Source organism: Pseudoalteromonas sp. ABE4_541 (assembly GCF_056312285.1).
Map to the genome: position 1 here is coordinate 60,307 of NZ_JBSVEM010000004.1, position 21,327 is coordinate 81,633.

The following is a 21,327-nucleotide window of genomic DNA, read 5'->3' on the forward strand; positions in this document are numbered from 1 at the left end:
AAAACAAAATAAAAGCCCGCATAAGCAGCGGGCTGATAAAAAATATCTTTTAGCCGTCTAGGTGTCAAGTCTTAATTGTCGTGACACCTAAATTTACGTTAAATAAACTGGCCTGACATATAAGCTCCTGCATATCCGATGCTATATGCCACAAGCAGGTACAATGACATTCTTAAATAACTCATAAACGTCAGTGCTTTCACCTTACTCATAGCTATAATGCCTGCAGCCGAACCAATTACAAGCATTGAACCACCTACACCGGTTGCGTATGTGAACATTAGCCATTGTTGAGCTGTCATCGTGATATCCGCTTTCAACAGAGCTGCTGTTAGTGGCACGTTATCAACGGCTGCCGATAGTAAACCCATTACATAATTTGCATATTCAGGGCTCATATAAACATATAAGTCTGTGAACATAGCAAGTACACCAACTTCCTTCAGCGCACCGACTAATAGCAATACACCTACAAAGAACAATAAAGTGTCGTATTCAATCTCACGAATATAATCGATGATTTTCTTGTTCACGTCTTTTTTACGCATGAGGAACTGAGCGACTAAAAACATAAACGACAGACCGAACAAAAATGTAAGTAAAGGTGGAACTTGATATTGCACACTTAAAAATAAGGTTGCGAAGATCGTTGACATAAATATAACCGCAATTGTGATATCGGTTTTTTCTATTCGGCGCTGTGCTGTTTTATCAAACTGCAATGTTTGATTCATACCCACAGACAACATAGCCGCTAAAGCTAATACACTCACCAATGCTGGTGCAATCAGCAATAATAAATCTGGTATAGTGACTTTATCTGCTAAGAAAATCATTAAGGTGGTTACATCACCAGTTATCAACGACACGCCACCGCTGTTTACACTGAAAATTATCAAAGTGGCATATTTGATCAGCTTCTTAGGGTCGAGCTTCAATGACATCACCACCGCTAGCGAAATCAGTGTTGCTGTAATGTTATCTGAAATAGATGAAAATACAAAAGCCGAAATACCGACTAAAAACATCAACTTGCGTTCGCTAATTTGTGCTGGCATGATCCTGTGCACAATGTTTTGAATAAACCCTTTGGAATTCAAATACGCAACAAACGTCATCGCCGCCATTAAGAACAACCATAAAGTGGCTATTTCAAGGATATTATGATCAAGCTGATGTTGAACAGTTTCTGGGCTTTGCCCATGAATAGGAGAGATAAAAGCGATAATCCAACACAAAGTACCAAAAAAAAGGGTAGTTTTGGCCTTGTTTACATGGATGATATCCTCTATAACGATAAGCACGAACGCAATCGCTATCAGGGTTAGGATAATAGGCGTAACCATTTGCGTAAACAACCTGTAAATAAAGTATTATAATCGAACGTAACGTAAGTCGGCGCGAAGTCTAGCACTTACAACATGTATGCGCTATGGCTACAAACAAATTAATTACCCTGCATGTCATAAAATTGATACAAACTGGAAAGCTATGATCCCAGCAAAAAAAGTATTAAATACGCTCAACGAACATTGGGGCGTATTAGAGTTGCTTTTTAAACGGTTTAAAATGACCGATTTCAGCATAAAAGATGTTCAAAACATCATAAAACATAAAAATCCTCAATGGACCAGTGAAAGAGTATTTCGCGAGTCTAACAGGTTGTTAAATCAGGAAATAATTATACCGCTTGCGAAGTCATCGCAGCTAGAAATCAACCGTGCCATTGCTGATTTTGCAAGTTTTTTACTACAGGAAGAGCACCTTGGCTTAGCGGAAGAAATTACCGTGTTAGTGAGAGATTTACAGCGCCTTGGTAACCGTTTACAGCAAGCTGGTGAAGATGATGATTTTAGCGAGTTGAGACGTTTTAGCCGCATTATGGATGAACGAGTTCGCAAAATAGTGAAATTATTTCATCATAACGAAAGCGCTATTTTTAATTTGGTTGAACAAGCAAAATCTGACAATACAAACTTATCGCTTCAAAAAAGGTATCGTGCCGTTATCGAAGCGTTCGACGAATATATCGAACCTATGTTAGAAATGGTCGACATTCGCGGCGAATTTCACGCCTGTTTTAGCGTAATCGAGCGACAGATCAGCCAACAAATAGACAATATTGAACTGTTTGGCCGAGGAACTCACGACAAGCGCATGTTAGAGCAACTTAGAACTCGCATATTAGACATGCACTTAGTAGGTAGAGAAAGTTTGCGCAAAAGTGCAGACATGCTAATGCCACTTCGCGAAGAACTGCGTCGCAATACCCTTATCACTCGTCAAGCTGCTAAAGTACTTGGCATGATAAGAAAAAATGGCGTTGACCGTATGTTGAGCCCCGTGCAACCAGAGTTTGTTTCTGATATTCAACGCTTTTCCCTTGGCCAAAAACGCCATATGGTTGCTTACATGGCAAGCCTTGCACAGTTTGAGCACGAAGATTACCAACTACCCGATCACACTGACGTCCCAGACTACCAAAGCCCTAATATTCCTGACTATCAGGATGTTAAAACATCATTTGCGAGCGCGTTCTCTGGTTCGGCACGCAAACCAAAAGCCTTACTGGGCTTTTTGTCTGACACCTACCCTAGCCTCGACGCCGATGAAATGTTGTTTTTATACCAAAAACTCATCAGCGATGACGCATTTGAATTACAGCAAGACCAAGAACGCAGTAAAGTTACCATAGCTGAACACACGTTTGCGCTTTACCCGTTCAACGCAAGTACATCACAAGAAAAACATCATGACGCAGATTAATTTATCGGAACTGACCGAATTACAAGCCATTAATAAAAAGCTAGTGAGTGGCTATCACATCAGTGAACAAGATACGACCCTTTGGCAGCAACTTGACCAGCACATCGATGCATATCAAGCGCTTTTTAACGCTTTAGGTCACGATTTACAACACGACGGAAGAGGTTTTTATTATTTAGCTAGCGATGAAAGCACGCCAAATATGGGAAAGATCTCGCGCGCAATCGCGTTGACGGTATTCATCTTGATTGAGCACTATGCCAACCAAGGTAAAGACCCATTGCGTGCTTTATTTGATGATGTTGCCGACCTAGAGCTTATGCAAACGCTCGTACAATTAAATAAACATCTATTTGATCAACTCGAAATTTTCTCCGGTTCAGACTTACGTAAGGATGTTTATTTACGTATGGTCCGCCTTGGATTAGCCAAAGAAGTTGAACAAGGTTTTATGCACTTGGCACCCGTGTATCGTTACATTGATGCGCTAATGGAAGTAAATGAAGATAGTTTTGACGGACTCGAGGATGAAGTATGAGTAAGTTATATGGTTTAAGTAAGCTCGCGTTATTGAATACCGCAGGCTACGCCAAATGCGTGATCCCACTAGATAAAAGCGCTTCTATTTGTGCGCCTAATAATACCGGAAAAAGTTCCGTTATTAACGCGCTACAATTTCCATTGATCAACGACCTTCGTCTAACCGAATGGGATGGCCATGATCTTGAAGAAACGCGTAAGTTCTATTTCTCTACCGATCAGTCTTATATTTTACTCGAAGCAAATCTACCCCACGGTGATGTAGTGATTGGTGTTGCAGGCCTTGGTAAAATTGCAGGATTTGCCCATCAATTTTTTTGTTACCCCGGTAAACTAAACCTTGATGACTTTACCGAAGGTAAAAGCATCATCAAATATACGAAGTTGTTTAAACATTTAGAAAACCAAGGTAAAAAACCCATCGAGCTAAAAGCACAAGAGTTAAATGCCCTACTCACTGGTGGCGCGACTCAGTTTGATGGTGATGTAAACCTTAAGATGATCCCGCTTAACAATGTGCAGGATGCGGCTATCTACAAAGAAATATTTCGCCGTATTCTGAATTTACACAAGCTTGGTGCAAGTGACGTTAAACGATTTATGCTCCGCGTGTTTGAACGCCATATGTCTAACTCTAGAGTCGACTTTTATGAAGTTTGGCGTCGTGCGTTTGATAAGGTTAATCACGCACGTCGTGAATTATCTGCACTAGAGTCAATGCAAGAGCCTATCGCAGCATTGGAAGGCATGCTAGAGAGCGAATCCGGCATTAAAGGTAAACTTGCGGCATATGCGCCTAAAATTGATAAAGCCCTCGTTGAATATGATGAATATCAGCAGTCTCAAATGACAGAGTTGGCTTTACAGCTTAAAGACATAGAGCAAGAAAAGCATGATTTTGAACAAAAACAACAGCTTTATCTTCAACAATCCCGTGATATTGAACGTCGCCAAACGCAAATTGAACAATGGTTCATCGACTACGTTGTACTTAAAAATGAGTTTGAATTAACCAATCATGCAACGCTCAAAACCAACCTTCAGATACTTAAAAAAGAGTACGAGCAACTGTCTTTTTCAATTAATAGCGCGCAGGGTCAGAGTTTACACACCCTAGACTTTCGTATTAATGAAACACAAAAGCAGATTAAGAGTTTAAAGCTACAACTGAAAAACTTAGAGTTCAATTTATTTACGCGTATGCGCGAAGACCTATCGCTAAAAGAAGTTGAAGAGATCTCTCGTATTTTAAATCCAGATTTACTGTCTTTCGCTACAACCAGCCAAGGTGATATTACAATTACCGATGACGATGCATTTGGCGAGTTTTTAGAACAACTTTCAGCGAATGTAAAAGGTGGCGAACTCAACGTACCTGGCGCGACAATAAAACTGAAAAAGCTCAGCCCTGTGCAAATGCAAAGTGGCGAAAACAAAGAACAACTGAAGGCGCAACTTGATGCACTGCAAAATTCATTAAACGAATTTAAACAGCAACGAGAAGTCGCCGCAAACGTAGCGCAAAAACAACAAGAACGCGACGCACTGTATGACGAGTTAATGACGCTAGAAGCCGCATTAAAACGTTTTGAACAATACAAGACAATGCAACAGTCTGTGGACGCGCAAGAAGTGCTTCGCGAACAACTCAACGCAGAGCGTGAACAAGTTGATGAATACTTGCAAGACGTGCAACGTAATGCTGGTTCTATTTCTGATAGACGTTCGATTATTAAGAGTAAGCAAGACTTATTGACACGCCAAAGCGATCGTTTACGCCAAGTTAAATCAGAGCGAATTGACCATACTTTAGATTTGTATAGCGGTAAGCAAACCCCTTACCCTGTCGAAATTGCGCTTGATTTTGATAATCTAGCGGAAGTTGTTCATCAATTTAACAAAGAATGTAATGAGCTTCGTAACCTTGCAGTCAATGTGCGTAACACCTATTTGCATATTTATAATGCCGGTATCACCAAATTCGACAATGAAACTGACGAATTTAATAAGTACGCTAAATTGATCAGCGCCTACCATAATATCGACAACGAACGTGATGCCGTCGACAGGCACGCGCGTGTTGCTCTCACAGAAGTAGCGGCCACCATTAAAGGACTGCGCGAAGACTTAGACAGATTAAGACGTGAAATGAACAGTTTTAACCGAGGTATAAGTCAACATCGTATCTCTAACTTGCAGTCATTTAAGATTAATGTGATACCGCGTAAGATGTTAGTCGATAGCATTGATACCATTATCAGTACTTCAGATAGCTATGAAAAAGGTGATAATCTGGATCTGCTTTCTTCAGAGCCAGTTGATGAAAAAGCCGTCAACCAAGCAAAAGATCACCTCATCAAGCTGGCCAGCGAAAAAGCCGGCCTAACACTTACAGACTTATTTGATATACGTTTTCAAGTCGTTAATCGTGCAGGTGAAACAGAGCACTTTGATAAGATTGACTCTGCTGGTTCAAACGGAACTCGTATTACAATCAAGCTGTTATGTGGTATGTTGTTTATACGGTACTTGCTCTCTGATCAAGAGCAAGCTTTGTATCGTATTCCAATTTATATTGATGAGGCAGCCGATATTGACCCTCAAAACCAAAAGGCGATCATTGAAACTGCGTTAAGCTTTGGCTTTGTGCCCATTTTCGCGTCTGTTAAACCACAGATCAGTTGTGACTATTTAGTGCCAATTCGAAGTGTGAAAAACGGTCGCCAAAACTGGGTTGACGAAAAAGACTGGATTGAAGTGGAACATAAACAAAGTGCCGCTGTCTGATCATACATAAGGTCAGCTGCGGCTGACCCAAGGAGATATAATTATGATTAAGAAATTGATTATTACATCAGCATTTATGTTACTTGCTGCATGTTCAAGTTCTCCCGACTGGGATTATGATAAGTCTGTAGAATTTGTAAACTACACAACGTTTGCATGGGCGCCCAATGCAGATCTTAAAGGCGGCGCACATGATTATCAAATCAATGATTTGATGGAAAAGCGCGTGCGAAATGCGATCAGCACATCGCTTTCACAACAAGGTATTCAATTAGTTGACGAAAAGTCTGCTGATATTTTAATTAATTACCATGCATCGGTTGAAAGTAAACTGGAAGCAGATACGCTTAGTGCTTCGTATGGTGTACGTTGGAATTACTGGGGCTGGGGCTATCAAACTAAAACAACCACTAAAGAGTATGATGTTGGTACGCTAGTGATAGACGTGATTGACAATAACTCTAAACAGCTTGTTTGGCGCGGTGCGAAAGAAGGTCGTTTGCGCAACAAACAAACGCCAGAGCAACGTACAGAATCTGTAAACAAAACCGTTTCTGAAATTTTGGCCAACTTCCCGCCAAAAGCTCAGTACTAAAACCATCAGCCAAGCCGAATTACTAGGCTTGGCTTTAAACTCTCCATCTAGTTAGTCAACGTTTCCAATTCGCTTAAAATTGACATCGCTTCATTCGAGTTTTTACCGCACACCCACTCTGTTGCTTTGAAGTCATGACATACTTTAGGCCGTTCTGGCTTGCCAAACAGCTTACATAAGTTGTCATCAGTTAAGTTTTTGCAACGTTCACCAGCGGGTTTACCATTAGGATGCAAAGGAAAGCTAGTGCTAATACTGGGCGCAATACAACAAGCACCGCAGTGTAAACGACATTCCATAGTTACAACCCTCTCTAAGTAAAAGCCGCGTATTGTAACAGCACGAGCGCTCATTTTTAAGACGCTAGTGATAAATTAATCAATTTGAGCCTCTCCATAAACTAGGCCTAATAAGCTAGCTTTTTTTTAGCTTTTCATTTGCACAATCAAACTACGCTATGCAAGCTCTCCCCTTTGTCTGAAATGCGCTAGCGAAATCGGTTTCGCTTTAAAAAATCCCGATTTTCGATATAATACCGCGATTTTTTTGTTGGGAAATGGACAGTGCAATTTAGAGAAGATATAAATGGCTTGCGGGCATTTGCAGTAGTAGCTGTAGTATTATTTCACTTTAACCCTCAATGGATGCAAGGAGGATTCGCTGGAGTTGACGTATTCTTTGTAATTTCAGGTTTTTTAATGACTGGAATTGTCACAAGGGGAATAGAACAGAAAAAGTTTTCTTTATTAGACTTTTATGTTGCTAGAGCCAACCGTATCATTCCGGCCTTAGCCTCAATGTGTCTGATCGTACTACTTTTTGGTTTTATATTTTTAAACCCCATAGATTATAAAGAACTTTCAACTCATGCGGCAACGAGTGCTAGTTTTACATCAAATATCCAATATTGGCAAAGCTTTGGATATTTCGATTCTTCATCACATGGTAAATGGTTGCTGCATACCTGGTCAGTTTCTGCAGAATGGCAATTTTACCTTTTCTACCCAATCGTTTTACTCTTATTGAGTAAGATCACTTCATTTGAGAATATAAGACGCACAATCTTACTTACAACTATTTTTGGTTTTATATTTTGTGCCATTATTTCAAATAAATTTGTTATGGCATCATATTACTTACTACCAACACGAGCGTGGGAAATGTTGCTGGGGGGAGTTGCATATCTATATCCTTTAAAGTTATCTAATTTTAACCAGCGGATCGTACAATATTTAGGTCTTTCACTTATTATTTCTACTTATTTTTTAATTTCTAAAGAAAGCTTGTGGCCTGGCTACCTTGCCATAATACCTACATTGGGCACATTTCTGGTGATCCAAGCAAATAGAAAAGTTAGTTTTGTAACAAATAATATCGTGGCTCAAAAGGTTGGTAGTTGGTCTTATTCTATTTATCTTTGGCATTGGCCACTTGTTGTGCTGATATACTATTATTCTTTAGATGATTCATTCATATATCTAGGTATAGCTTTGTCTGTACTTATGGGATATTTGAGCCATCGTTTTATCGAAAGCATTAAGTTCAAAAGAGAATTCACAACGCCTTTTTCCTACTTAACATGTAAACCAGTTTATATGAGTGGTTTCGTTTTGCTTTTAAGCTTCGCCATTTATAGTACAGATGGTGCCATGACGCGCTTGAATAACGATGAGCAAGCAAAAGTTAAGAGTGCTGTTATGGCATTAGACGATTGGGACTATCCAGAGCCAAACCAAACTATTGGTATAAATAAAATTAGGTTTATTGAGGGTAGCTCTTTAAAAAATATTCTTTTTATTGGCGCAAGCCATATAGAGCAAACTTATCCTTACACCGCTTCTTTAAGCACGCAGTATAATATATATTACTTAACTCAGAGCGGTTGCTTTCTTACACCTTCATTCGTCCAACCAAAATGGAGTTGTAATAATATACAAGAGCATCAAAAAATAATAAAAGACATCAAATTTGATAAAATAGTCACTTCTTTTTATGTCTTTGATGGTTCTCTTTCTGATAACCCTTCAAAAAGAGAAAACCAAATTAATACAAGAATAAAAGAGTTTGATAACTTCTTATCTTTTGCAAAAGACAACGCTAAAGAAGTTTACCTTATACTTGGAGAGCCTAGAGCCCCAGAGTTTGATCCAAAGGCTTCGGTTAGATTCGGTCTTAACTCCTTTATAACAGTTGAAAAAGCAAGAAAAGCTTATACATTGCATAATGAAGCGTTAAATAAGCTTGAGCAACTAAATGACGTAAAGGTGATCGACCCAATTACACATTTATGTGATGATGTATGCGAAGTGATGGATAACAATTTTAATTTCTATTATAAAGACTCCTCGCACATGCGCCCTTGGTATGCAAGGCAGGCTATGGATTACTTATCTCCCATTTTTGAGCCAGTCACTGCCTCTGCGGTATCTGCTCAATAGCAGTCGTTTATTATTATGATGTAACTCCCCCTCAAACTGAAACAGTTTATGGGGGAGTTAAAAAAAGCTAAACGCAATAAAGTTAACGACAAGAGCGTTTGATTATGTCTTGTTGCTTATCCATTTCTTGTTTATCTTCTTTAGTTTTCGCAACTGCCAAATCAATTTGCGCATTTCGGCATTTGTCAGCCAGCTCTTTATTCATCAGATAAACTTGATCTTTTTGACTTTGCATTAAACCTTCGGCACCGACATACTCAGTTCTGTCTTCCGGCTTTAAGTCTTTTTGATAAGGCTCATGATCAGTCGTAGCACTGCATGCAACAAGAGATAGGCTGAGAATAATAGGAGAAAATACTTTTAGCAATTTTAAATGCTCCATTTCAATTATAATGTTTAATCTACATATCGAGTTCCGTTTAAACTCGACTTTATCCATAATAACACAAGTATTCACACGCACCATTATGTTACAAAATGGTCTACTCAGCGCGTTTATTTATAGGAAAAGCAGGAGAAGTACACTTTTTAACCGTGAATAAATAACCGAATTCTTGACTTTCATCGGGCATGATCTCCAAAATCTCATAGTCATTTAACTCAATAACTGAAGATGAAGGTGTTTTTTCACAACGGGAATAAGAGTTACCCTCATAATAGTATGAGAAATCAGCGATCAATTGCTTAATTATGCTCAAATAGTCGTTAATTTTTAGATGCTCCTGCAAGCCATGCCGATTGTATGAGTAATATACAGATGCCGAACCAGGTAATTTGACCATATCGATTGGGCGCTGTTCATCTATTGGCGATTCTACGACTAATCCCACGCTAAAGGGCTCTCCGTTTAAACCAAAATTTATGTCTGGTCTCACCCCTGTAGAGTTCGTTGCCCACATAATTAATTTCGCAAAGATAATACCGATTAAAAATATTCTCGCTAAGGTCGTGATAATTGGATAAGTCGTGTGTGATAGAACACTCACTCCCCTGTTTCTAAAGGGCTTAAGCGCAACAATAATAAACATGTAGAAAGGCAATATTAACTGTAGCAATAACAGAGCACTGAGCGTACACGCAAAAACCCAAATCGGCAAATGAAGCAGTATCGATAAGTTCAATGTATACGCAAGGTTACTTGCAGACACCTTCAATACTTCATTCACGAGTGACTCTGCGCTTGCAATCGCAAAGTTTGTTACTCCTGCATAAAACAACAGAATGACCGCTTTACCTATTAATGTTTCCCACACTCTCAGTAAACGAGGCCAAAAATCCATCGCTAAACCGGCAATGGTAATAATGATTACTGGAACTATGTTATCTAAACACAGTGGAAAAATTGCTAACGCTGTGAAATACAGCTTTTGTGCTCCATTTAGGGTATTCCAGAAAATTTGAAATTTACTTGATGCGAGAAGAACACGTTTACTTGATTTTTGTAGTAGATGCCAAACATTCCGACATCTACGTTGAGTAGGCTGTATATTCATGTATCCAAACTGCGAATATATTAAAGCATGTAATATAACATAATCAGTGCTTTATTGATTGCATTGTGGTTCTTTTTGCTTTAACCATGCGAGAGTTAAAGTTTTTACCCTATTTGCGCCAAAAGAGGCTATGCATCCTATCTACTCAACACCTCCGACTAAGCAAAGGTTTGTGTAGAACACTAATTTGCCGTGCTCAAACGAAAGTTAGAGCTCAGCTGAATCAAAAGGCGTTGATTTATTACTTGGATAAAACAAACGCCTTTAATATTGAGGCGTTCCCTCCTCTGGCGCTAATATTCGCTGATATTGTTGTGATGCCTATGTAATAGGTTATCTAGTGCGGGCCCAGCAGGCCTAAAGGAGCTATTTACTTGGCCACGATAACACCCCACAACCCAAGGAAAACTGTTTGTAATGTAATAACCATACTGACCATTTACCGTCATGCCATTACACTCATCTAAATCTCCGTGTCCGTTTACATACTCCCAGTCGCCTCTAAATTGTCCGTCGTAATTATCACTGGCGATCTCTCCTACACCGGCTTGAGGCGTTTGATAACCACTCACATCTTGACGTTTTCCGCCGTTATTTTTCAGTGCATAGCTGGACTTAGCCTCGCGTACTTGTCCATTAGATTCGATACAAGGTCCAAAAATAGGAAAACCATCTGCTGCGAAACCAATCACTGGTGAAACGACATCACAGTTTTGGTCAAATAGTGCTCTTGGATTTCCATGATAGTGATAGCGGCCGCTAGGCTGTGGATGTGCATTATGACTGTCCGTACCAAATGAATTTAGCGAGGACATTGGATCATAACGCCATGGATGGTCTTTTTCATTACCACCACACCCTATTTTTTCTCTACCAAGCGGTTCATTTCCAACGCCATAACAAGCGGCAGCCATAATATCCACACTTACGCCATTAAGAAATACCCCATTAGACACCCCAATTTCGACTTCAGTTGTGGTTGGTGATATGGACGGATTTGCAGAAACGCGATAATTCGCATTTTGTGTACTCACATCAGTCGCAAATTGCGCTTGCGCATCGTTAAAGTCGTGATTGGGAATTTCATTAACAGCGAAAGTACATTCATTATTTGCGTTGGTGATTGTGACTTGACCATTAAAATCGAGCCCCCTTTGTATATCCATTACAAACGACTCATAAGTACCTACATAAGACACGCAAGAACCATCGGTTTTAGTTAATATAATATTAGTAATATCCAAATTATTTGCAGTGGACTGACTGGCGGTGATCACAACTTCATCCTGTGCACTTGCTTTGCCATCGCTTACAGTTAACATCACTCTATATGTCCCTTCTAAGTCTGCTGTAAACGATGCAGCTACACTGGTATTTTGTACAATCGTTGCTTGACTATTTTCAGGTCTGGCAATAAAACTCCACGTGTAAGTTAATGTATCGCCATCGGCATCATTGCTATCGTTACCATTGAGCGTGACTAAGCTTCCAACATCCACATTCTCATCATCCCCCGCGTTTGCAACGGGAGTATTGTTTGGCTCAGCTGACTGTGAAACATTAATAATAACTTCATCTTGCGCACTGTCTTTACTATCGCTAACAGACAATAAAATACGATAAGCGCCTTGCAGGTCTGGAATAAATGATGGTGTAACACTTGTCGCAGACGTTAGAGAAGATGCACTATTTGTTGGCTTTGATACAAAGCTCCATTGATAAGTGAGCGTATCGCCGTCTGCGTCTATGCTCGCACTGCCGTTTAGTGACACAGGCTCACCTACTATTGCACTTTGATCCAAACCCGCATTAGCAATCGGTACAGTGTTAGTTGTAGTCACTGGCTGTTGAGAGTTATCAGTCTGAGAAGTAGTGCTACTCCCTTCCGAGCCACCACAACCAGATAAAGCATATAAACAAATTAGCGTTGTAACTGCTTTTTGTGTAATTAATCTCATATTACTCACCTCTAAATACCGATTTAACGTTTGCTGATGAGTATAGGCTAAGATAGAAATGAGGAAGAAAATAGGAAGCAATAAGAGCGAACTAAACGACAACGCCTTAGATGCTTGTTTACAATCTTTCACCATATGCATTATTTTTAAATTGTAAACAGTATAAGTTATGTGTAAGTTCTCGCCTTTTTACAATCCAATAAATGGGATGGATATAATGAAGAAAGTCTTACTTTCAACAATGGCGGTTTCGCTAGCTACTCTTTCTGGCTGTGCGAGTGTAATGACACACCAAGAACAAGCAATTAATATTACAACTTCTAACGATAAAGCAATTGAAGTAACGGTTGATGACAAGAAAGTCACAACTCCCGGTACTGTCGTTGTTTTACGTAATGGTAAAGACAAAGTTGTTAAAGCAACAGATGCAGACTGCCAAGCTGAAACAACCGTTAAAAAATCTGTAACACCAGTATTTTTTGGAAATATCGTTATAGGTGGTGTTCTAGGATCAACTACAGACAGTTCTACAGGTAAAATGTGGGATTATGAAGACTCTGTACAAGTAAAGTGTAAATAATACACTTTATTATGAACAATCATATCAAGAGCCACATTTTAGTGGCTCTATTCATTTTATTCACATCCAATGCTATCGCACATGAGATAAAATCTCTTAACGAAGTTGCTTCATCCAAAATTTGGCAGAGCTTGTTACATAGTAGTGATAATAAGCCGCAAATAACAAGTCGTAATTTCTTACTATCCGGTAATAATTTCTCTAATTCTAGAGAGCTAGAACTCACTCTATCACTCATTAATACCGATCCTCAGTCTGCTTTTTGTAAATACCCTGCTCGAAGTCTTTTTTTAAGTGACGCTTTAAATATAAATATTAGTGATTATGCAAGCGCCTTAGAGCATTGCCCTGAACTAAAGAGGTATATTGATCACGTTCCCATTGACGATCTGGAACTTGTATTTGCATCTGAGATATTCTCCTCGGCCTCAAGTATGATGGGCCATATATTTTTAAAGGCTAATGGTAAGAATTATCGAGATGTTGAAGTGAGTCACTCTCTCGCTTTTTTTACAGAGATAACCACGCTCAATCCCTTTTCTCTTATTAAAGAAAGCTTAATCACTGGTATGCCAGGTTTTTTCACCGTCAGGCCGTTCAAACAAGATCAACATAAATACCTTGATATTGAAAAACGAAATTTGTGGCTATTTCGTTTATCCGGTGACGAATTTAAAAAGAGATTGCTACAGCTACACCTATGGGAGCTAAAGGCACTTAACTTAACGTATTATTTTCAATCTTATAACTGTGCAACACTCACGTTGGAACTAATCGCCTTACTCAACCCAAGTGTTTTAATTGAAAAAAAGCTATTTGTAAGTCCTGTCGACGTATTAAAGGCTGCCAAAAAACATGGCTTGGTATCACAAACGCAAGTAATTGCTTCTCCAAACTGGTTACTAAACTCCCTTTATGATGAACTGACTGCGTCACAAAAGTACCAACTTACACCTTTGCTTACTACAAAAAATATCGACAAAGCAAGAAAGTTACCTTTGCTATCGCAAAAATACCTAGCACTCGCATCTGCCAATTGGTATGAAGCGCTCGGTGATTCAATAGATGTCGATCTTGCAGATTACAAACACCCTGCGATGACCCCTCAAGATTCTGCCATCGGAATAAGTTTGATTGATAACTCAGCCGATGCGCGCGCTCAATTGAGTTTCTTGGCTTCTGGCCATTATCTTTTTGCGGATAATCGGCAGTATCTGTATGAATCTGAATTGTTGCTAGGAAAAGTTGTAACCGAACTTAACTTTGATAAGAATAGCGTAAAACTGTCAGAGGCGACTATTTACAGCGTTAAAAACCTCGCTCCTTCAACACAACATAATTCGACTTGGTCTAGTGAGCTATATTTAGGTTACCGCCCGTCATATAATGATTCACTGAACCCCGACTCTGTCGGTGAGATCTCGTTTGGACTGGGTAAAAGCATACAACTTCATAAAGATCTTCTAGTATATTCACATGGCGTTACTGGGTTAACATCAAATCTAGCTCACATCGAATGGTTCGCTCAATTAAAAGCTGGAATAGTTACTGACTTAGTACACGATACCAAATTAACAGTTGAAGTATCATGGGGCTCTGGAAAAATACACAAAACAAACACGATGATGGAAACAACGATAAAGTACAGTTGGTTTATCAATAATGCAAATAGTGTATCTCTGTCATTAGAGTCAGTAAAAGATAAACTCCAGACAAATACCAGCATGAGTCTGAGTTACAATTTATATTTTTAGAGTGCTTAAACTTGACACTATTGACTCATGCCCACGATGATACGTAGGCATGAGTCAAGCGTTTATGGGCTACTCACCTCTTCTAGTGGAATATGAGTGCTACTTGTCGGACTCTTGTATATCGATTCCTTAGTTGGCGACTCAGCCTCTTTTTCTGTATCAGGTTGTATTACCGGTGCCAAACTATTTTCAGTATTCAAAATGAGGGGAAGCCCGTCTTTACCACCGCCAATGACAACCACTTTGCTATTATTTGATTTAGCAAGTTCAATAGTTGCCTCAATTCCTCGCCATCTCAGGTAAGTTTCAGAAATACCACCACTAACTTCCTTTTGAAATGCTGCAATACCCTTTGCTTCCGTTTCTTTTCTTTTGGCCTCTTTTACCGCAACTTCTAGACGCATGTCATACTCTTGTTGCAGGTAATGCTGATTTACCTTAGAAATTATGGCATTATGAACTTTCTCTGGTACATCCACACGTCGGATCAGCACATCATCAAGGTTTACAAGTGCATGTCCCCTTATGCCACTTTCAGCTTCTTCTAGTATCGTTTGTTCTTGCAACCTTAACTCTTTTAGCACTTCATTCAGTAGCTGCGCTTGCACGTCCATCCTTTGTGAACCATAAACTTCCTCCGCAGTATAGTTAGAGACAATTATCCTAACCGCTGAACCAACTTCAGGTATCACCATTTCATTCACATAATCAGCGCCAACCAACTGATGCAGATAAGGAACATGCTTAACAACGGGCCTGTAACGTACCGTTATATCCATGGAGATCCTTAAGCCTTGCTTGGTTATCGCGTGTACCTTTCGATGTGCAGTTTGGAATCGGCTAGAGTAAATCGTTAATTTATCCCATGGCATCACGAGCACAGTACCTTCTGAAAATGGCTTATCGAGATAGGTACCACCTCCCAAACGCTTCCACAGTACCCCCACTTGACCTGAATCAATTTTAATAAACACTACAGGAAATAAGGCGACTATTAAAAATAATAAAACCAGCAGCGTAACACCAGCTCTAAAACGCCAAGATATGATGCGCTTACGCAACTTTGGATAATAACGTTTTAGAAGGCGCATCACTAAGTTAGAGATAAGAATGACTAAACAGAGCGCACCAAGCGCAAGTAAGCCTATATCTGGTGGGATGATAATATTCATAAGGGTGTCCCCTCAGCTTCGACTTGATGGTGTTCCATTAATTGTCCTTCTACCATTTTCAGGTGCACATCCGCTAAATGGAAGTATGCATCATCATGAGTGATGGCAATGACTGTATTGCCGCGCGCTTTTAACCTTGGCAATACTTGTTCATAAAACTTGCGTCTAAATATAGGGTCTTGATCAGCAGCCCATTCATCAAAAATATAAATAGGCCTATTTTCTAGAATGGTACTGAGCAAGGCTAAACGTTTCCTCTGACCTGTAGATAAATCCACAGAGCTGAATTTGCCATTTTCTACACTCACCTTATTGTTCATTTCTAAAAATACGAGCCAATCATCGATTTCTTGTTGTGACGCCGTGCGAATACCATAAAGTTGTTTAAATAAGTGAAAATCAGAAAATACCGCCGTAAACAAACTCCGATAGCTCTCAAGCTCATTATTTGTTACCGCTTGACCATTGAGAAGTATCTGCCCACCTTGTAACTCGTATAGCCCAGTTAACATACGGATAAAGGTCGTTTTGCCGCTTCCGTTACCACCGGTAATAAACGTGATCTGACCAGGCTTAATGGATAACTCCACGGGGCCAACAAAAAACGGCCTATCCCCAGCCTTTTTATTGTGCTGATAGTAGGCATTATCCAAACGAATTTCTTCGAAGGCGCGTACCTGCGCTCCATGGCTTGCTCTTGCAGCCTTTACTTTATCTTTTTGAGTCTCTTTCTTGAGTTCTTGTTCTAACGCAAGCACGTTGTTAGCAGCCTCAGTTGCCGTCGTGTAAATAGGAATACCACCAACAATACTGGTTATAGGCCCTATTAAGAACAAAGATGCGGTTGTCACCTTTATAACAACATCTGTATACACATCTGACAGCATAGGAACAATAAACACCATCGCGCCCGTTGCCGCAAAAAAGGTGATTTGTGACATTACAAAATCGGTCGCAAACAGGGTTTTGGTGTTGGTATTTGCTTTTTTTGCACGATTAGAATCAGCGACAAAAGCATGTTCTAGGTCGTCTGCGCGAGGTACACTGAGTTTTACTTCTTTGAATCCATCGAGTAAATCAGATAAGCGTTGGATTAACATGTTTTCACTTTCGAATGAAAGCTGCATATTTTTTTGGATCTCGTTAGCTCGAAGCCGATGAATGCTCGCACCCAACATAATGAGTGCGGAAATCACCAAAAAAGCAACAAATGAGTGATATGCAATGTACAACGAGGTAAAAAACACCAATGTAATTGACTGACCGATTATCACAAATAGTTGTGCAGATTGTGAAATGGTTTGTAGCTCTTTGCTCAGCGTATTAAAAATTCGTTCTTTGCCAATTTTCTCGAGCGTTGACAATTCGGTGTAACGTACACTCTCGAATAACTCGACTCTTAGGCTAGCGATGGCCCGTTCAACCGTGCGAGCGGCCTTGGTCATAACACGCTGCTGCGTTAGTCCATAGATTAAAATGGTTAAGCTAAATAAAACTAAATAATAGAGAATATGATTTTCTTTATGAATATCAGATATGTTCTCTGCCACATTATTGATTAAAGCAAGTACCAATGCATTAGCAAGCCCAGAGATACAACCGAGTGCTATGAAGGTCCTTTTCTTTATTTTTATATTTCGACTTATTAAATCGTATAATACCATTTCATTATCTTATTGTTTTTGTACTCAGCATTCGTTTGCTTGCTAAGACGAATTGCAATATCCTTTCAAGCATTTAGTGATAAAGCAGCTTATAAATCATACTTAAATCAATCGTCGTCGCTCTCTGGTTCAGGATCTCTTCGCTTTGCCAAAAACAAAATGAGCAAACTCGCTATTGGCGTAAACACCAAGGAGATCAGAAAAAATCCAACAGGGCCAGCAAACGTGTTTCTTCCCCAATACCCCGACAACAGGCATAACGATAAATACAACACGACCAACATAATTATATCCTTACGTTAACAAGCATTTTATAAATAAACCAGCAGAAATCTGCTGGTTTATCAGCCTACTACTAACTAGCAGCATTCACTTGAGCGTCTGCATTACCTTTGTCTTTACGATACTTCGCTGCTATCTCAGAGATGTCACCTTTAATGCTTGCTAGGTTTAAATCAAGCAAAGTGCCACCATTTTCAAAGTGTCGAATAAACGTAGTGCCTACAGCATTGGTAGATGCTGCTGAAACTACAGGCATAAATGCTAAAGCACTCAAAGTGCCTATCACTGGCACAGCTTTCAAAAAGCTGCTTAAGCCTGCACCGCCAAGCGTTTGTGGAAATGAACCACCAATTACTGCGCTTACAGTACCGCGTATCTTATTTTCGCTATACGACTGACCATAAACCTTGGCAATCTCGCTAATCATTTTTATCTGAATACCAGTTAAAGCCACTAAATCAACCGCAGGAATTGGAATAAGCCCTGTGCCAAATGACCATTTGGTATACTTATCGACAATAATGTTTGCAACGGCTGAACGGTTTTCCACCTCAACTTGCTCAGTTTTCACTTCGCTTGCTTTTTCATCCTTTGCTGCTTTTGTCGCTGTCATAATAAATCCTCTATGATTTTGAATTAAACAGTTGTTAAACACATCAAACCATTGCTTAAGCTATAAAAGCCTCAACTCAAGTTTGCCCTTTTTCACTTTCCACCACATAGTGATAGAAAAGTAACTCAAACAAGGAACAATGTATTTTTGTTCCTCGATGTGAAAATGAAATACAACTGCTCTATTTCCTTTTCAGCTATTATGCTAAGCATCATTTAAGACATTTTGACAACTGACACTACGGTGTTTGTCACTATAAAAAATGATGTTTCTGATCTCGCTAGAAATACAATCTGATTCGGTACCCGTTTTTACATAGTTGCTAAAAACCATCACGGTCTGATCACGTTCAAGTAATCGGTTAAAGCTAGTCACCCATGAATAAGGGTAGCTGCCTGAATACTGCAAAAACTTTTCGTATTGTCTTAAGTTGGCATCGGTTGGGTCTTGAGGACAATTCGATACTTTTCCGTACTGGTTAGGGTCAATGTATGTCACAAACCAACCATAGCCATAATACTCACATGACTCGCTGCTATTGGTGTTTGAGTACGGTGCAAACGCAGCAAGCTTTTGCGTTTCGTTTAGAATTTGCGTGCCATATAACCCCTGATCCCATTTGTGCATATCCTCAACCGTGGAATACATATCCCCTGCTGAGTACAAAACTAAAGGGTTGCTGTACGGGTTTACTAATATATTTTCATAGGGTACTGGCCCACCCACAGCTGGTGGTCTGCCATTGGCAAGCGGTAAATACTGGTTATCTTTATAGATATACCCCGTAGTCATATCCTTATACACACCAATCGCACTAAACGAGCCGCTATCGGTCATATTTAATGGATTTAAAATCTGTTCTTGAAGTACATTTCTAAACCAAAACTCTTCGGCAATATCGCCCTGATTTCCTGATAAAAACCGCTCAATGATGTTACCGATTAAATAGTAATTACAGTTACTGTATTCGTATTGAGATCCGGGTGTAAACGACGGTTTATCACCTTGCGCTGTGCATGTACAAAAACGTTTACTAAAGACCTCTGGGCCACTTAATGTCAATTGATTTGCGGGATCTGATTCAGACAAAAATGGGCGCCAGCCATAGTTGTCATATACCTCTTCATTGTCGCTATAATTATCAATGCCAGACGACATAGTTAATAGATGATGAAGAGAAACATTGGCACATTCGTTTTTCGGATACCAAGGTAGATAATCACCTACGGTTTCCTGTCTTAGGTCCTTTCCTTCGAGAATACGCATTAAAATGGCTGCCGCGAACGCTTTAGTATTAGAGCCAATTCTATATTTAGACTTTATGGTGTTATCGACTTCATATTGCATATTTTGCGGGCCGCAGTTTGCCTTATAGACAACGCTATCTGCTGAGGTGATATAAACTGTGCCAAAGAACACCATTTTGTCACAGTAATCATTAACCGTTGTGGCGATCATCTCAATTTGGTCCGCCGTTATCGTTGTGTTCTTAGCGATGCTTTTCTTTTGTAAACAGGACGCCAAGATCAAACTGATCAAACATAAAACCAAAATTTTAAAACGTGAATGTAAAAGCCATTGCATTGTTCGTTTCCTTCAAAGGTTTATTGCCTGCTAACCACACAACTACTAACAAACACTTTTGTTTTAATTTAAAAGGCATCGATAAACTTAGCCATGAGTGATTTTTGCCATTCCCACTAAAACTTTCCTTACACCGGAGTATGCCTGTCGACCATGGGTGTACAACATGTTATCCAACAACAAAATATCATTTCTTTGCCATGGATATGAAAATGTCACGTTTTCATATACATCGTTAATCGTTTTGATGTCTTCATCCAAAATAGAACTCCCATCACCAAAATATGCGTTTCTTGGTAACTTGTCTTCGCCAATGCTGGTACGCATCATATCTGGAGAATGGGCATCAATACTTGAGCTGTGAAATAAGTGTGCTTGATTAAACCAAACCTTTTCACCAGTTCTAGGATGAGTAGCGACGGCCGGGCGAACCTGCTTAGTTTGCAGCCTTTGTTCATCAAGCCACTCAAATTGAATATCATTTGCTTTACAATAAGATTCAACCTCAAGCTTACTATTAGTCTGAAACACTTCTTGCCAAGGTAAATCTATCGAACCATAGTTTCTCACGTACATAACGCCCAAACGCTCAAACTTCTCCCTCAAAGGTAGCGGCAAGTTTTGATATACCAAACGACTATCGGCAAGTGGTGTATCTCCGCCCTCTTTTGCTGGTACTACACAGAAAAAACCCATTCTCATTGGCCAACAATTTGAGTAGGCGTTTTCATTGTGCTGCAAAATAACTTGATCAGAATGATATTCAGTCGTGGTGTAAATATTGTTTTTCAAAGCGGTTCTGGGCGATGAGCGATACATATACTGACTGAGCGGCTCGCCAAAAATCGTTTCCAAAATGGTACTAAACTGATTACTACTCACGATGTTTAAGCCTCTGAGCAATGCAAAGCCATCACGATTGACCCATTGATTTATTTCGCTGATATGCGATTTAACCCACGCTAATCCGCTTTGTTTGATTGCACTAAGGTCATGGATCCGTTGATCGATAACCTCAGACTGTGAACTGACCTTATTCGTTAATAACTGATCCATTTCCGTCCCATCCTTTATTTAGGTATGGCCTACAATGTAGAACAC

Annotated in this window: 18 protein-coding genes; 7 read left to right on the forward strand and 11 right to left on the reverse strand. The window is 39.6% G+C overall.

Annotated features, from left to right (window positions below):
* Positions 1-98 precede the first annotated feature (98 nt).
* A complete protein-coding gene (gene nhaD / locus ACW689_RS05400) occupies positions 99-1,346 on the reverse strand; it encodes a sodium:proton antiporter NhaD (protein WP_476289101.1) in 1,248 nt (415 codons plus the stop codon).
* A gap of 145 nt (positions 1,347-1,491) precedes the next feature.
* Between nhaD and ACW689_RS05405 the strand changes: the two genes are divergently transcribed.
* The 4 genes from ACW689_RS05405 to ACW689_RS05420 are packed head-to-tail and all read left to right on the forward strand — an operon-like array spanning position 1,492 to position 6,688.
* Positions 1,492-2,766 carry a hypothetical protein gene (locus ACW689_RS05405; protein ID WP_476289103.1) on the forward strand — a complete coding sequence of 425 codons (1,275 nt, stop codon included), beginning with the start codon at positions 1,492-1,494 and terminating at the stop codon, positions 2,764-2,766.
* Positions 2,753-3,304: a condensin complex protein MksE gene (locus tag ACW689_RS05410; protein ID WP_476289105.1), complete on the forward strand. Its 552-nt coding sequence runs from the start codon at positions 2,753-2,755 to the stop codon at positions 3,302-3,304. Before ACW689_RS05405 ends, ACW689_RS05410 begins: the two co-directional genes overlap by 14 nt.
* A complete protein-coding gene (locus ACW689_RS05415) occupies positions 3,301-6,093 on the forward strand; it encodes an ATPase (protein WP_476289107.1) in 2,793 nt (930 codons plus the stop codon). Before ACW689_RS05410 ends, ACW689_RS05415 begins: the two co-directional genes overlap by 4 nt.
* A gap of 46 nt (positions 6,094-6,139) precedes the next feature.
* Positions 6,140-6,688, forward strand: a complete 549-nt coding sequence (locus ACW689_RS05420; RefSeq protein ID WP_476289447.1) for a DUF4136 domain-containing protein — start codon at positions 6,140-6,142, stop codon at positions 6,686-6,688.
* A 47-nt stretch (positions 6,689-6,735) separates the two neighbouring features.
* Here ACW689_RS05420 and ACW689_RS05425 read toward each other — a convergent pair whose 3' ends face one another.
* Positions 6,736-6,987, reverse strand: coding sequence for a YkgJ family cysteine cluster protein (locus ACW689_RS05425; protein WP_476289109.1), 252 nt, complete (start codon positions 6,985-6,987; stop codon positions 6,736-6,738).
* A 264-nt stretch (positions 6,988-7,251) separates the two neighbouring features.
* Here ACW689_RS05425 and ACW689_RS05430 point away from each other — a divergent pair, with 264 nt between their 5' ends.
* A complete protein-coding gene (locus ACW689_RS05430) occupies positions 7,252-9,126 on the forward strand; it encodes an acyltransferase family protein (RefSeq protein WP_476289111.1) in 1,875 nt (624 codons plus the stop codon).
* 82 nt (positions 9,127-9,208) lie between these two features.
* Here the strand turns inward: ACW689_RS05430 and ACW689_RS05435 are convergent, their stop codons facing one another.
* The 3 genes from ACW689_RS05435 to ACW689_RS05445 form a co-directional block, all read right to left on the reverse strand.
* Positions 9,209-9,493, reverse strand: a complete 285-nt coding sequence (locus ACW689_RS05435) for a hypothetical protein (RefSeq protein ID WP_476289113.1) — start codon at positions 9,491-9,493, stop codon at positions 9,209-9,211.
* Between the two features lie 115 nt (positions 9,494-9,608).
* On the reverse strand, positions 9,609-10,406 hold the full coding sequence (locus tag ACW689_RS05440; RefSeq protein ID WP_476289115.1) for a hypothetical protein: 798 nt from the start codon (positions 10,404-10,406) through the stop codon (positions 9,609-9,611).
* A gap of 506 nt (positions 10,407-10,912) precedes the next feature.
* On the reverse strand, positions 10,913-12,577 hold the full coding sequence (locus ACW689_RS05445) for a YHYH protein (protein ID WP_476289117.1): 1,665 nt from the start codon (positions 12,575-12,577) through the stop codon (positions 10,913-10,915).
* 217 nt (positions 12,578-12,794) lie between these two features.
* Between ACW689_RS05445 and ACW689_RS05450 the strand changes: the two genes are divergently transcribed.
* A complete protein-coding gene (locus ACW689_RS05450; RefSeq protein ID WP_476289119.1) occupies positions 12,795-13,157 on the forward strand; it encodes an adenosine deaminase in 363 nt (120 codons plus the stop codon).
* Positions 13,158-13,168: 11 nt separating this feature from the next.
* Positions 13,169-14,911 carry a lipoprotein N-acyltransferase Lnb domain-containing protein gene (locus ACW689_RS05455; RefSeq protein ID WP_476289121.1) on the forward strand — a complete coding sequence of 581 codons (1,743 nt, stop codon included), beginning with the start codon at positions 13,169-13,171 and terminating at the stop codon, positions 14,909-14,911.
* Between the two features lie 62 nt (positions 14,912-14,973).
* On the opposite strand, the gene ACW689_RS05460 is transcribed toward ACW689_RS05455, so the two are convergent.
* The 6 genes from ACW689_RS05460 to ACW689_RS05485 form a co-directional block, all read right to left on the reverse strand.
* Positions 14,974-16,083 (reverse strand): prohibitin family protein, encoded by a 1,110-nt coding sequence (locus ACW689_RS05460; RefSeq protein ID WP_476289123.1) that lies wholly within the window; start codon positions 16,081-16,083, stop codon positions 14,974-14,976.
* Entirely contained in the window at positions 16,080-17,747 is a 1,668-nt protein-coding gene (locus ACW689_RS05465; protein ID WP_476289125.1) for a cyclic peptide export ABC transporter, read from the reverse strand. The genes ACW689_RS05460 and ACW689_RS05465 overlap by 4 nt, the downstream gene beginning before the upstream one ends.
* A gap of 107 nt (positions 17,748-17,854) precedes the next feature.
* Positions 17,855-18,031: a hypothetical protein gene (locus tag ACW689_RS05470; RefSeq protein ID WP_476289127.1), complete on the reverse strand. Its 177-nt coding sequence runs from the start codon at positions 18,029-18,031 to the stop codon at positions 17,855-17,857.
* Between the two features lie 71 nt (positions 18,032-18,102).
* On the reverse strand, positions 18,103-18,642 hold the full coding sequence (locus ACW689_RS05475) for a YcjF family protein (protein ID WP_476289129.1): 540 nt from the start codon (positions 18,640-18,642) through the stop codon (positions 18,103-18,105).
* 204 nt (positions 18,643-18,846) lie between these two features.
* Positions 18,847-20,226, reverse strand: coding sequence for a serine hydrolase domain-containing protein (locus tag ACW689_RS05480; protein WP_476289131.1), 1,380 nt, complete (start codon positions 20,224-20,226; stop codon positions 18,847-18,849).
* Between the two features lie 87 nt (positions 20,227-20,313).
* A complete protein-coding gene (locus tag ACW689_RS05485; RefSeq protein WP_476289133.1) occupies positions 20,314-21,282 on the reverse strand; it encodes a TauD/TfdA family dioxygenase in 969 nt (322 codons plus the stop codon).
* Between the last annotated feature and the right edge of the window lie 45 nt (positions 21,283-21,327).

Excerpts from the sequence above, each read along its gene's own strand:
- nhaD (WP_476289101.1), bottom strand. The coding sequence starts at position 1,346 with ATGGTTACGCCTATTATCCTAACCCTGATAGCGATTGCGTTCGTGCTT.
- ACW689_RS05405 (WP_476289103.1), top strand. The coding sequence starts at position 1,492 with ATGATCCCAGCAAAAAAAGTATTAAATACGCTCAACGAACATTGGGGC.
- ACW689_RS05410 (WP_476289105.1), top strand. The coding sequence starts at position 2,753 with ATGACGCAGATTAATTTATCGGAACTGACCGAATTACAAGCCATTAAT.
- ACW689_RS05415 (WP_476289107.1), top strand. The coding sequence starts at position 3,301 with ATGAGTAAGTTATATGGTTTAAGTAAGCTCGCGTTATTGAATACCGCA.
- ACW689_RS05425 (WP_476289109.1), bottom strand. The coding sequence starts at position 6,987 with ATGGAATGTCGTTTACACTGCGGTGCTTGTTGTATTGCGCCCAGTATT.
- ACW689_RS05440 (WP_476289115.1), bottom strand. The coding sequence starts at position 10,406 with ATGGATTTTTGGCCTCGTTTACTGAGAGTGTGGGAAACATTAATAGGT.
- ACW689_RS05445 (WP_476289117.1), bottom strand. The coding sequence starts at position 12,577 with ATGAGATTAATTACACAAAAAGCAGTTACAACGCTAATTTGTTTATAT.
- ACW689_RS05450 (WP_476289119.1), top strand. The coding sequence starts at position 12,795 with ATGAAGAAAGTCTTACTTTCAACAATGGCGGTTTCGCTAGCTACTCTT.
- ACW689_RS05455 (WP_476289121.1), top strand. The coding sequence starts at position 13,169 with ATGAACAATCATATCAAGAGCCACATTTTAGTGGCTCTATTCATTTTA.
- ACW689_RS05460 (WP_476289123.1), bottom strand. The coding sequence starts at position 16,083 with ATGAATATTATCATCCCACCAGATATAGGCTTACTTGCGCTTGGTGCG.
- ACW689_RS05465 (WP_476289125.1), bottom strand. The coding sequence starts at position 17,747 with ATGGTATTATACGATTTAATAAGTCGAAATATAAAAATAAAGAAAAGG.
- ACW689_RS05470 (WP_476289127.1), bottom strand. The coding sequence starts at position 18,031 with ATGTTGGTCGTGTTGTATTTATCGTTATGCCTGTTGTCGGGGTATTGG.
- ACW689_RS05475 (WP_476289129.1), bottom strand. The coding sequence starts at position 18,642 with ATGACAGCGACAAAAGCAGCAAAGGATGAAAAAGCAAGCGAAGTGAAA.
- ACW689_RS05480 (WP_476289131.1), bottom strand. The coding sequence starts at position 20,226 with ATGCAATGGCTTTTACATTCACGTTTTAAAATTTTGGTTTTATGTTTG.
- ACW689_RS05485 (WP_476289133.1), bottom strand. The coding sequence starts at position 21,282 with ATGGATCAGTTATTAACGAATAAGGTCAGTTCACAGTCTGAGGTTATC.